Annotated in this window: 11 protein-coding genes; all 11 read left to right on the forward strand. The window is 47.0% G+C overall.

Features of this window, described 5'->3' with window-relative positions; all coding sequences use genetic code 11:
* Positions 1-126 precede the first annotated feature (126 nt).
* The 11 genes from V1499_RS08870 (at position 127) to V1499_RS08920 (ending at position 12,798) form a co-directional block, all read left to right on the forward strand.
* Positions 127-1,455, forward strand: a complete 1,329-nt coding sequence (locus V1499_RS08870) for an acetyl/propionyl/methylcrotonyl-CoA carboxylase subunit alpha (RefSeq protein WP_409275521.1) — start codon at positions 127-129, stop codon at positions 1,453-1,455.
* 59 nt (positions 1,456-1,514) lie between these two features.
* On the forward strand, positions 1,515-1,727 hold the full coding sequence (locus V1499_RS08875; protein WP_409275523.1) for a biotin/lipoyl-binding carrier protein: 213 nt from the start codon (positions 1,515-1,517) through the stop codon (positions 1,725-1,727).
* Between the two features lie 10 nt (positions 1,728-1,737).
* Positions 1,738-3,279 (forward strand): acyl-CoA carboxylase subunit beta, encoded by a 1,542-nt coding sequence (locus V1499_RS08880; protein WP_409275525.1) that lies wholly within the window; start codon positions 1,738-1,740, stop codon positions 3,277-3,279.
* 157 nt (positions 3,280-3,436) lie between these two features.
* A complete protein-coding gene (locus V1499_RS08885; RefSeq protein WP_409275526.1) occupies positions 3,437-4,330 on the forward strand; it encodes a 2-dehydropantoate 2-reductase in 894 nt (297 codons plus the stop codon).
* Positions 4,327-4,722 (forward strand): DUF3397 domain-containing protein, encoded by a 396-nt coding sequence (locus V1499_RS08890; RefSeq protein WP_409275528.1) that lies wholly within the window; start codon positions 4,327-4,329, stop codon positions 4,720-4,722. The genes V1499_RS08885 and V1499_RS08890 overlap by 4 nt, the downstream gene beginning before the upstream one ends.
* 99 nt (positions 4,723-4,821) lie before the next feature.
* Positions 4,822-6,456 (forward strand): bacillithiol biosynthesis cysteine-adding enzyme BshC, encoded by a 1,635-nt coding sequence (bshC, locus tag V1499_RS08895; RefSeq protein WP_409275530.1) that lies wholly within the window; start codon positions 4,822-4,824, stop codon positions 6,454-6,456.
* Between the two features lie 199 nt (positions 6,457-6,655).
* The gene (gene mraZ / locus V1499_RS08900) at positions 6,656-7,087 is read left to right on the forward strand and encodes a division/cell wall cluster transcriptional repressor MraZ (RefSeq protein ID WP_409275531.1); all 432 of its coding nucleotides are present in this window, start codon (positions 6,656-6,658) and stop codon (positions 7,085-7,087) included.
* A gap of 64 nt (positions 7,088-7,151) precedes the next feature.
* Positions 7,152-8,084, forward strand: a complete 933-nt coding sequence (gene rsmH / locus V1499_RS08905) for a 16S rRNA (cytosine(1402)-N(4))-methyltransferase RsmH (protein WP_409275533.1) — start codon at positions 7,152-7,154, stop codon at positions 8,082-8,084.
* Between the two features lie 53 nt (positions 8,085-8,137).
* Positions 8,138-8,494, forward strand: coding sequence for a cell division protein FtsL (ftsL, locus tag V1499_RS08910; protein ID WP_409275535.1), 357 nt, complete (start codon positions 8,138-8,140; stop codon positions 8,492-8,494).
* A 2-nt stretch (positions 8,495-8,496) separates the two neighbouring features.
* Positions 8,497-10,707 carry a penicillin-binding transpeptidase domain-containing protein gene (locus tag V1499_RS08915; protein ID WP_409275537.1) on the forward strand — a complete coding sequence of 737 codons (2,211 nt, stop codon included), beginning with the start codon at positions 8,497-8,499 and terminating at the stop codon, positions 10,705-10,707.
* A gap of 171 nt (positions 10,708-10,878) precedes the next feature.
* Positions 10,879-12,798, forward strand: a complete 1,920-nt coding sequence (locus tag V1499_RS08920; RefSeq protein WP_409275539.1) for a stage V sporulation protein D — start codon at positions 10,879-10,881, stop codon at positions 12,796-12,798.
* Positions 12,799-12,811 lie beyond the last annotated feature (13 nt).

Genomic DNA, 12,811 nt, shown 5'->3' on the forward strand with positions numbered 1-12,811 from the left:
TAGGGGCTCAAACTTCCGGGGAAATTTGTATCCGCTTACAACAAGGGTGTAAATGCCAGACCATAAAAATGCTATTTTGCAAGTTTCCGGTGAATGGTTGGACTAAGGGGAAGAAAGGGGTATTATGTGCGAAGGATTCTAATTGCCAACAGGGGTGAAATAGCCCTAAGAATTATAAAAACGTGTAAGAGGATGGGTATTGAAACGATTGCCATCTATTCTGATGCCGACGCAGGCCTTCCTTTTGTTAAAGCGGCGACGGAAGCAATACGAATAGGCGAACCCCCAGTTGCCAAATCGTACCTGCAGGGAGAAGCCATTATTAATGCCGCGAAAAACATGGGGGCGGATGCCATCCACCCAGGGTATGGCTTTTTGTCGGAAAATGCCGATTTTTCCGAAGCGGCCCGGCGGGAAGGAATAATCTTCATTGGTCCCGATCCAGGTACCATACGGCTGATGGGGGACAAAGTTGCATCGAGGGAAACGATGGAACAAGCAGGGGTCCCGGTTGTTCCAGGGAGCATCGCTGGAATTGAAACCCTGGAAGAGGCAGTTGAAGTTGCTGAGGGAATCGGTTATCCAGTTATGCTTAAGGCGTCCAGCGGCGGTGGCGGTATCGGCATGGTGAAATGTCCTACAAAGGAAGATTTGGAAAAGTCCTTTTCGTCCGTTAAGTCGCGGGCAAAAGCCTATTTTGGCTCAGACGGCGTCTTTCTTGAAAAATTCATTGAGAACGCAAGGCACATTGAAGTGCAGATTTTTGGGGACAGCCATGGAAATATCGTCCACCTTTTCGAACGGGATTGCTCCATCCAAAGGAGGAACCAAAAGGTTGTTGAGGAATCCCCATCTCCGTTCCTCTCGGAAAGCGCCAGGCAAAAGCTTTTTGAAACCGCTATCAAAGCCGCTGAAGCGGTAAACTACACAAATGCTGGAACAATCGAGTTCATTTTTGATGAAAATGAAAATTTTTATTTCCTTGAGATGAATACAAGGCTCCAGGTTGAGCATCCGGTTACGGAGGCGTTGACGGGCCTCGACCTGGTTGAATGGCAAATTCATGTCGCACGCGGTGAAGCGCTTCCTGTTGTCCAGAGTGGCATTACCGCCGCCGGCCATGCGATTGAATTCCGCCTGTATGCCGAAGACCCTGTGAAATTCCTCCCTTCTCCTGGGAAAATCGATGTATTTTCGTTTGTCGAAGGCGAGGGGATAAGGATTGACTCGGGTTATGGAGAAGGGGATTCCGTTACCCCTTTTTACGACCCGATGATTGCAAAATGCATCTTTTCGGGAGAAAGCAGGAGCGAAGCACTCTCCCGGGCAAAAAAGTTCTTCGGCGAACTGCAATTAACAGGAATTAAGACAAATGCACCGCTCTTCAGGGAGATTATCGAAAACAAGGATTTTTCGGAAGGAAAATACACAACAGCTTTCCTGAACAACCGCTAGCCGGTTTAGCCCGGGAAAGGCCAGTTTGGAAAAATAATAGAACGATGGAGGAATAGCGCATGAAAGAAATTGTATCTTCAATGGCAGGAACAGTATTTAATATTTTGGCTTCGACAGGTGATGAGGTTACCGAGGGGCAGACAATTCTTGTCCTTGAATCAATGAAAATGGAAATCCCCGTTGAAAGCACGGGCAGTGGAAAAATAGCAGAAATAAGGGTGGCAGTCGGAGACTTCGTAAATGAAGGCGATGTACTGGCCACGTTGGAATAAGGAGGAGCGTATGTCAGGGCCAAGTACAATCCATCAGAAATTAACCGATAAAAGAAAGGCTGCCGAAGCAGGGGGGCACCAAAAATACCATGACAAGCTGAAAGATCAAGGCAAACTTTTCGTAAGGGAACGGCTTGCCCTTTTGTTTGACGGTGGGGAATACGAGGAAGACGGCAAATTCGCCAACAATTTGGCGGAGGGCCTTCCCGCCGATGGGGTCGTCACAGCAATTGGAAAGGTTAGCGGGCAGACCGTTTGTGTAATGGCGAACGACTCGACGGTAAAAGCGGGTTCCTGGGGAGCAAGGACCGTGGAAAAAATCATCAGGATCCAGGAAACCGCCGAAAAGCTGAAAGTACCGCTGTTTTATCTTGTGGACTCTGCTGGTGCCAGGATTACGGACCAGCTCGATATGTTCCCGAACCGCCGTGGGGCGGGGAGGATTTTTTACAACCAAGTAAAGCTCTCGGGAATGATTCCGCAAATATGCATTCTGTTCGGTCCTTCAGCGGCTGGCGGCGCATACATACCCGCGTTCTGTGACATTGTCATCATGGTGGACGGAAACGCTTCTATGTACCTCGGGTCTCCGAGAATGGCTGAAAAGGTAATCGGGGAAAAAGTCACACTCGAAGAAATGGGCGGTGCCCGCATGCATTGTACCGTTTCAGGCTGTGGGGATATCCTCGCATCTTCCGAGGAGGAAGCGATTGAATCGGCAAAAAACTATCTTGCATACTTCCCTGCAAGCTTCCGTGAAAAGCCGAAAGCTGTCGAGCCGAAGCCGCCGGCGACGGGACGGGAACTTGAAGCAATCATTCCGGAAAACCAGAATGCCCCGTTCGATATGTATGAAGGAATTCATTCCTTGATTGATGAAGGAAGCTTTTATGAAATAAAAAAGCTTTTCGCTCCCGAATTGATTACCGGGCTGGCGCGGATCGGTGGAAGGACTGTCGGTATTATTGCAAATCAGCCTAAGGTGAAAGGCGGGGTGCTGTTCGTTGATTCAGCGGATAAAGGCGCCAAGTTCATCCAGCTTTGCGATGCCTTCCATATACCGCTGCTTTTCCTTGCGGATGTCCCAGGATTCATGATTGGTACAAAGGTGGAACGGGCAGGAATTATTCGCCACGGAGCAAAGCTGATAGCCGCGATGAGCTCCGCCACCGTACCGAAAATCTCGGTCATTGTCCGGAAAGCCTATGGCGCCGGTCTGTACGCGATGGCGGGACCGGCGTTCGAACCGGATGTATGCATCGCCCTGCCTACGGCGCAAATCGCTGTCATGGGTCCGGAAGCCGCGGTAAACGCGGTTTACTCAAACAAAATCAATGAAATCGAAGACCCGAAGGAAAGGATTGCTTTTGTCCAGGCGAAACATCAGGAATACAAGGAATCAATCGATATTTATAAATTGGCTTCCGAATTGATTGTTGATGAAATAGTCGCGCCGTCTGAACTCCGGGATGTATTGATTAATCGTTTTGCTTATTATGAAACGAAGGAATTAATCTTCAGTACAAGGAAGCATCCGGTCTATCCGGTCTAGGATTGGTATAAGGGCTTTTCCCTATTAATGGGGGAAAGCCCTTTTTCTTCTTCCTGCATATGTAAAAGGTGTAGAATGGAAGGTAAATATCTAATTTTCCGGTACAAAGGTCCTGTTATTTGGTAAAATGTAGGCAAAGAAAAGGCAGGGAGATATTATGATAAAAATAGGGGTTGTAGGGGCAGGCTCCATCGGTCTGCTTTTCGCTGCATACATGCATAAGTTGTTTGATGTAACAGTGTATACGAGGTCGCTCGGCCAGGCTGAACAGATAAATAGAAACGGTATTAGGCTCGTGAAGGGAGCAGGCCCCCTGACGGCGAAAGTCCGGGCTGAAGTTTTAGGCGCAAACGAAATGGATAACGATTTGACAATCGTAGCGGTCAAGCAATATCAGCTTGACTCGGTTATTTTCCACCTTCCGGCTAACGGAGGTCTGCTTTTTCTGCAAAATGGAATGGGGCATTTAAAGCTTCTTGATCAGTTGAAGGCAGATGACATCTATGTCGGATCTGTTGAACATGGGGCGTTAAAGGAAGCGCCGGACACCGTCAGCCATAACGGGGCGGGCCTTACCCGGGTGGCTGTTTTCAGGGGCGATCCCTGGCTGCTTGAGAAGGTTGCGTCGTTGCTTCCGGGCAACTTTCCCATGGAGATTGAGCCTGATTACTATGAAATGCTTGCTGGGAAGCTTGCCGTGAATGCTGTCATCAATCCGCTGACTGCAGTCCTTGGAGTGAGGAATGGGGAACTCGTCGACAATCCGCGCTATGAAAAGGTTCTGGAAAAAATGTTTGAAGAAGTGGCGCGAATCTTGGATTTCCATGATAAACAGGAAAGGCTTTTGAAGGTGAAGGGTATTTGCAGAAACACCTCCGAAAACCGGTCGTCGATGCTTAAGGACCTTGATGCGGGAAGGCCGACTGAAGTTGACGCCATCCTCGGCTACCTCCTTGATAAAGCATCAAGTAAAGGATTGGCTGCACCGCTTTTGGGGGCTTTTTATGAAATGATTAAAGGAAGAGAATGGACAGGGAGGGTAAATCGATGAGTACAATTTTGTCATCCATATTCGCATTGTTCATTTTTCTTCCGTTCATCGGCTACGTACTAATATTCTCCATTTGCAAACCGCTGACAGGGAGCCACCGGCGTTCGGTCGGGCTTGCGTTGGATGCCACGACATTCCTGCTCGTCATCTCGGTCCATTTCCTCATTGTAACAATATGGAACATCTCATTCCTTTGGCTGATTTTTGTTATTCTTTTGTCGTTGGGGATGGCTTCGGCGATCATCCAGTGGAAAACAAAAGGGGAAGTCGTTTTGCGGAAAGTTTTTAAAGGGTTTTGGCGTTTTACTTTTTTGCTCTTTTTTGCGGCCTATATCGGTTTGATATTGTTCGGCCTTGTGGAACGGGCGATTCATGCCGTCCAGGCATCGTAATCTGACCTGGAAATGTGCAGGCAAAGTTTTTTTCCTGGCAATGTGTTAATGCTATACTCATATGGTATGACTATTGTTTAATCAGAAAGGAAGTACTATATGGAGATTTCGAATCTCTCGCTCCCGGCTGCGAATCGATTTGCTTCTGAATACCTAAAGCAGACGGAAGCAGTAACACCGTTTTTTCATTATACATATAACAAGCCGGATGTATATAGGGAAAGGCTTGAAGAGCTGGCATCTAGGGATTATCCAAGGGAACGGCTTGCTGCCCATATTGAATCGTATATGTCCAGGTTCGGTGAAAGCGAGGAAACCCTCAAATCAATAGAAAAACTGAAGCGTCCCGAAAGCGCGGTTGTCATTGGAGGGCAACAGGCTGGAATATTGACGGGTCCGCTTTATACGATACATAAAGCTATTTCCATTATCCGCCTTGCGGAGCTTGAAGAGTCAAGACTTGGCGTTCCGGTTGTACCTGTTTTCTGGATTGCGGGGGAAGACCATGATTACGATGAGGTCAACCATCTATTCGTCCCCGCCGAAAACTCGATGGAAAAATGGATTTTTCCTCAAAAAACAGTTGGGAAGAAAATGGTCACTGATATTGAAATTGATCGGGACCTTTGCGGCGCCTGGGTCTCGAACTTGATTGCCCATTTTGGAGAAACGGGCTATACAAAGGAATTGGTCAAGGTCATTGAACATTCCCTAGAAGCGCATTCCTCCTTTACTGATTTTTTCGCCGCGCTGGTCCTCTGCCTTTTCAAAGATTCCGGACTGCTGATTGTGGATTCGGGCAATAGGGAACTCCGCCAACTCGAGAGTGAAAAATTCGAGGCAATCATCCAAAGCCATGCGGAAATTTCGGAATCCCTTATAAGCCAGCAAGAGGAAATCCAAAAACAAGGATTTACGAATACAATTGAAGCAGCTAAAAACTCGGCAAACCTTTTTTATTACGACAGCGGGCTTGAAGAGAGAATTCTTCTTGAATACGATCCTTCGGAAGAACGGTTTACTGGTAAGAATCGCTCGGTTGTTTTTACAAAAGAAGAATTGCTTCTTATCGCAAGGGAGGAGCCGTTCCGGTTGAGCAACAATGTGGTGACAAGGCCGTTAATGCAGGAATGGCTGTTTCCAGTATTGGCCTTTATCGGGGGGCCTGGCGAAATTGCCTATTGGGCAGAATTGAAGCAGGTTTTTGAACACTTCGGAATGAAGATGCCGCCAATTGTTCCAAGGTTGAATATTACAATCCTTGAGAGACCGGTGGAAGTGGACATTCAGGAACTTGGGTTGGATATTGCCGAGGCCATTATCCGGGGAACGGCCACCGAGGAAGAGAGATTCCTTTCTTCATTACGGAATCATGAATTGGAAGAGGCTTTTGCCAGGGCCAAGGTTGAAATACTCAGGCAATACGAAGGTCTGGTCGGCAAGGCGGCCGGTTCGGCTCCTGGCCTTCTTCCGTTGATGAAAAAGAATGAGGCGATCGTCCTTGCACAAGTTTCATTCCTTGAAAGGAAACTTGAAGAAGCGGTCCGATTAAAGCATAAAGCGATCCTCGATAAGTTTGCACGCGTCAACCTTGCCCTCCGCCCGGAAGGCAGCCCGCAGGAACGGATATGGAACATCGTCTATTACCTGAATAAATATGGCCTTGATTTTGTTGCAAGGCTATCCGATCTTGAATATGAATTCGACGGCAAACATAAATTGGTCCGAATATAAGTGAACATTCGATCAAGTTTTTTACCTGATAAGAATAGATTCAATGGCTCTCCTTTTTTGGGAGGGCTTTTTTTTTGTTATTTTTGACGCTCAATCGGTATCTGAATTTTAGGTAAACAATTTTGGGCGAAAAGAAAAAAAGTGTGGAGGAAAGTGGGGGATTGTGGTACAGTCTAATTAGAAAGTGGGGGTCGTGGGCATGTTCATGGGCGAATATCATCATAACATTGATAATAAAGGCCGCCTGATTGTGCCTTCCAAACTAAGGGACAACCTTGGGGAAATGTTCATTATTACCCGGGGATTGGACCGATGCCTATTTGGGTACCCGCTATCCGAGTGGAGAGTCATTGAAGAGAAGCTTAAAGCACTTCCACTCACAAAAAAAGACGCCCGCGCTTTTACAAGGTTTTTCTTTTCAGGTGCAACGGAAAGCGAAATCGATAAGCAGGGCAGAATCAACATCCCGGCTCCATTGCTTGACTATGCGAATTTACAAAAAGAATGTGTAATCTTAGGGGTTTCCAATCGAATTGAAATCTGGAGCAAGCAGATTTGGGAAGAATACTTCCAGGAATCCGAGGATTCTTTTGCAGAAATTGCAGAAAATATGATTGGCTTCGATATTTAAGGGAATTATTATTTCAAAATAGTTTCTTTGTCTATCGTTCGATTGGAAGGGTGGCTAGCTAGTTATGTTTGAACATACAACCGTATTATTGGAAGAAGCAGTAGATGGGCTAAATATTAAGCCGGACGGAATCTATGTGGACTGCACGTTAGGAGGTGCGGGCCACAGCCTGGAGATTATCCGGAAGCTTGGCGAAAAAGGCAGGCTGGTCGCATTTGACCAGGATGAGACGGCAATCAAAAATGCGAATGAAAAGCTTGCTCCATACTCGGACAAGCTGACGTTGATCAAGAGCAATTTCCTGCATCTTGAAAGCGGGCTCGAAGAAATTGGGATACATAAAGTTGATGGGATTTTGTACGACCTCGGTGTTTCTTCTCCGCAGCTCGATACACCTGAACGGGGATTCAGCTATCATCATGATGCAGCACTTGACATGAGGATGGACCAAAACGCAGATATTTCCGCTTACGACATTGTGAACAGCTGGGTATATGAAGATTTGGTCAGGATATTTTTCCGCTATGGGGAGGAGAAATTCTCCAAGCAGATTGCCCGTAAAATTGAAGCGGCCAGGGCCAAAAAACCAATTGAAACAACATTTGAGCTTGTTGAACTAATCAAAGAGGCCATCCCGGCACCTGCGAGAAGGAAAGGCGGCCATCCCGCAAAACGGATTTTCCAGGCAATCAGAATTGCGGTGAATGATGAACTGGGCGTTTTTGAAAATTCGCTCAAGCAGGCAATCAACCTTCTGGACAAGGGCGGGAGGATTTCTGTTATAACGTTCCATTCACTAGAAGACAGGATTTGTAAAGCAACTTTTAAGCAGGCATCCGAAACACCGCCGCTGCCTCCGGGGCTTCCGGTCATTCCGGATGAATTCAAGCCTGTTTTAAAACTCGTAAACCGGAAACCGATTCTTCCATCTGAAAGGGAACTTGAAGAAAACAACCGCGCCCGTTCAGCAAAGCTTCGTATCGCCGAAAAAATTTAACCAATGCAAAAAATAGACGAGAAACTAAAAGCAGTAGTTCAGGAGGGGAAAGAATGAGCAGTTTAGCAAGGAAGCTCCAGGAACAGCAGAGCCAGCAAAGACAGCCAGTAGTCCAGCCGGAAAGGAGAAAAGCTTTAAGGCAGAAGGTCACCCCTGGCGAAAGATTAATTTGGGGAATTTTCGCCGCCCTGCTTTTCTTCGGCGCAGTGCAAATCGTCTCAGCACAATCAGAAATATACAAGGTTAACAAGGATATACAGGAAATGGAAGTTTCTGTCAAAGAGTATGAAAAAGCGAACGGTGACCTGAAAATACAGGTAAAAGAACTCGGCAACTATGACCGAATAATGGCCAAGGCAAAGGAATTGGGTTTGATGCTGAATGAAAATAATGTCAAGGTCGTGCAATAAAAATGGCGAAAAAACAACCAAATATTAACAGGGGAGCAGTTGGATTGTTTTTGCTATTCAGCCTGCTCTTTTTTGCCATCCTCTACCGTTTTTTCGCTATTGGAATAACTGGGGAGGCTGCCGGCCAGCCGCTTGCGGCCAAGGCTGAACAAAAACATATGAGGCATGGCATAATTGAAGCGGAGAGAGGCACCATCAAGGATAGAACCGGTGAAATCATCGCGGAAGACACCGCTTCCTATAGCCTTATAGCCATCCTTGATGAAAAAATGACCACTAACCCGGATAACCCCAAACATGTTGTCGACCCTGAAAAAACCGCTGCCACACTATCAAAATATATTGATTTAAGTGAAAGTGAAATTTTAAGGATTCTCTCCAAGAAAAAAGACAATCCAAAATTATTCCAGGTGGAATTCGGTAAGGCAGGAAAGGACATATCCTTCCAGACAAAGAAACAAATCGAGGCGGAAAAGCTTCCGGGGATTACGTTTAAAAAAGAATCGAAACGGTTTTATCCGAATGGCGTATTTGCTTCACATGTCATTGGTTTCGTAGAAAAAGCGGAAGGGAATAATTCCGCTGCAAAAACATTTGGGAAGCTTGGCATTGAAAAATCAATGGACAAGTATTTAAAAGGCGAGAATGGAAGAATTGACTATGAAAGCGATCTATGGGGATATTTGCTTCCGTCAGGCAAGGAACTTGTCACGCCCGCCAAAAATGGTAATGATATACAACTTACTTTGGATAAAAAAATCCAGACCTTTCTCGAGGATGCTTTAAATAAAACGGTCGAAGAATATAAACCGAAAAAAATTATCGCCATTGTCGCAAATCCGAAAACCGGGGAAATATTGGCAATGGGGCAAAGGCCAACCTTCCATCCGAAAACAAGGGATGGAATTGAAAAAAGCTGGTACAATGAAGCAATTGAATATCCGTTTGAGCCAGGTTCAACGATGAAAATCTTCACACTTGCGGCAGCTGTGAATGAAGGGAAATTCAATCCTAATGAAGAGTTTCCATCAGGTTCCTACAGAGTTACTGAGCGAGATAAAGCCATCAAGGACCATAACGGAAAAGGATGGGGAACAATTTCCTATCTTGAAGGCGTCCAGCGCTCGTCAAATGTTGCTTTTGCCAAAATAGCCAAAGAAAAATTGGGATTTGAAAAGTTCCGGGAGTACTTGACCAGGTTCGGGCTCGACCGGCCGACGGGGATTGATCTTCCGGATGAGGCGACGAGCCAGCTTCGCTATGACTGGCCAATCGAAAAAATCACAACCTCGTTCGGCCAGGGGACGGCAATCACCGCCATCCAGCAAATCCAGGCGGCCACCGCCATCGCGAATGATGGGAAAATGATGAAGCCGCACGTCATCAAGAAGATCGTCGACCATGATACAGGCGAAACGATTATGGAAAAGGAACCCGAGGTGGTTTCACAGCCAATTTCAACGGATGCTGCGAAAAAAGTCAGGGATATCCTTGAAACGGTAATCACTTCTCCGAATGGAACAGGCCAACGCTACAATATTGAAGGGTACAGTGTTGCTGGGAAAACGGGTACAGCCGAAATGTCACAGGGCGGTGGATATTTAAAGGGTCCGGGGGATTACATTTTCTCCTTTCTTGGTATGGCGCCTGCGGATGATCCGAAGCTGATCGTTTATGTGGCCGTTCAGCAGCCCGATATCGACAGCTATTTCAAAGGAGCGCTTCCTGTTTCAATGGTCTTTAACCCAGTCATGAAAAATAGCCTGCAGTATATGAATATAAAACCTTCAAGCCTCGTTGTCGCAAAAAAAGAGGCGCTTCCAGACCTTGTTGGCAAGACTTCGGCTGAAGCTACAAAAATTCTTGAGGACAAAGGGTTTGATGCGGTTACGATCGGCAAGGGTGGAACTGTCGAAGGGCAGCTTCCCGCTCTTGGTGAGGTTGTGATGGAAGGTGAAAAAGTAATTTTGCGTACTTCGGGTAATGCGGCCATGCCTGATTTGACTGGATGGTCACTGAGGGATGCGTTAAAGGCTGCAAACGTTGCGAAGCTTCACCTTAACTTTAAAGGCTCTGGGTACGTCGTAAAGCAAAGCATCACCAAGGGAACCCCCATTAAAAGTGGTGACCGTCTCACAATCGAGCTTGAAACGCCTCTTGACAACTTGAATGGGAAAAATGAGGAAGAAAGCGATCCCGAAATAAAGGAATAGAGAAAAGCTTAATAAGCCTTTTTTCCATAAATGATTGGAACGCCGGCGGCAAAGCCCGCCGGCGTTCTAATTTTTTGAAGTCCCGCATAAAAATGAACGACAGGCATGTCCTTTTAATGGGAGTGCCAGGCTTGTTACCATGGCCCGGCGCAGAAAGAAGGAGGAACATTTATGCGGGTTTCAAATGTTACGGTAAGAAAGCGCCTGATGGCAGCTTTATTTACAGGCATTCTTATTTTCTTTATTATTGATGTCCGCCTTGGTTACGTCCAATTTTACATGGGTGATATGCTGACGAACAAGGCGAAGGATTCATGGAGCAGGAATATTCCTTTCGCGCCGGAGAGGGGAGAAATTATCGACCGCAATAGCGTTCCCCTGGCAACCAATATCAGTTCCCCGACCGTCTGGATCGTTCCGAGGCAAATAGAGGAACCCGAAATGGCCGCGGAAAAGCTGGCGGCCGTACTAAATGCTTCGAAGGAAAGCGTCCTAAAGAGCCTGACAGAGACAGAATCGATCATCCGTCTGCCATCAGGACGAAAAATTTCACATCAAAAAGCAAAGGAAATCCGTTCACTTGGCCTGAAAGGAATCTATATTGGTGATGATTCCAAACGCCATTATCCTTTCGGCAGCTATTTGTCGCATGTACTCGGCTTTGCGGGAATTGACAACCAGGGTCTGATGGGCCTTGAGCTGTTTTATGATAAAGAATTAAGCGGGCAAAAAGGGTCGGTTCAATTTTATGCCGATGCAAAAGGCCGGCGGATGAATGATATGGCGGACGATTATCAGGCTCCAATTGACGGACTGGATTTAAAACTGACGATTGACACTAAAATCCAGACCATTGTAGAGAGGGAAATGGAAATCGCCCAAAAAACATATAACCCGGATGGGCTGATCGCGATTGCCATGAATCCGAATAATGGGGAAATCCTTGCGATGTCAAGCCGGCCGAATTTCGACCCAGCCAATTTCCGATCGGTGCCTCAGGAGGTCTACAACAGGAACCTCCCCGTCTGGAGCACGTATGAACCAGGCTCCACCTTTAAAATCATCACGCTTGCCGCAGCGCTTGAGGAAGGCAAGGTGAATCTGGAAAAAGAACACTTTCATGATTCTGGGAGTGTCCAGGTCGCCGGAGCAAGGTTGAAATGCTGGAAGCGCGGCGGACATGGGAGCCAGTCATTTTTGGAAGTAGTCCAAAATTCCTGCAACCCGGGTTTCGTCGAGCTTGGAGAGAGGCTCGGAAAAGAAAAACTATTTGATTATGTAAAAGGGTTTGGCTTCGGCCAAAAGACGGGAATTGACCTGCAGGGGGAAGGCACCGGGATATTGTTCAATATGAACCGCGTTGGCCCTGTAGAATTGGCGACAACGGCTTTCGGCCAGGGCGTTTCCGTAACGCCGATCCAGCAGGTGACCGCGGTGGCCGCGGCTGTAAATGGCGGATACTTGTATACCCCCTATATAGCGAAGGAACTGATTGACCCGGCAACCAAGCAGGTAGTGATGAAGAATTCACCAAAACTGAAAAGGCGTGTCATTTCCGAAGAAACATCCAAGCAAATCAGGCATGCGCTCGAAAGCGTGGTCGCCCAGGGGACTGGTGGAAAGGCATTCATCGATTCCTACCGGGTCGGAGGAAAGACAGGGACGGCCCAAAAAGCGCAGGGCGGAAGGTATTTGGAAAATAATCATATTGTTTCATTTATCGGGTTTGCGCCTGCGGATGACCCCCAGCTTGTTGTGTACGTTGCAGTTGATAACCCAAAAGGGACCGTCCAGTTTGGCGGCGTCGTCTCTGCCCCGATCGTTGGGAACATCATGAAGGATTCGTTGCTTGCCATGGGGGTTGAGCCGAGAAAGGACCAAATCGAAAAGAAAAGGACCTGGCAGGATGTCCCAATGATCTCGATGCCCCACCTGGAGGGGATGACGAAAAGGGAACTTGGGGAGCAGCTCGAAAACCTGAAAATCGAGGCTAAAGGGGAAGGCGATATGGTTGTTAAGCAGCTGCCGCAGGCCGGAACGAGGGTAAAGGAAGGTTCGACAATCATTCTTTATTTCGGCAAAGGAAACTAAAAACAGGGAAGGC

Origin of the sequence: Neobacillus oceani (assembly GCF_046237595.1) — a bacterium.
Classification (GTDB): Bacteria; Bacillota; Bacilli; order Bacillales; family Cytobacillaceae; genus Bacillus_D; species Bacillus_D oceani.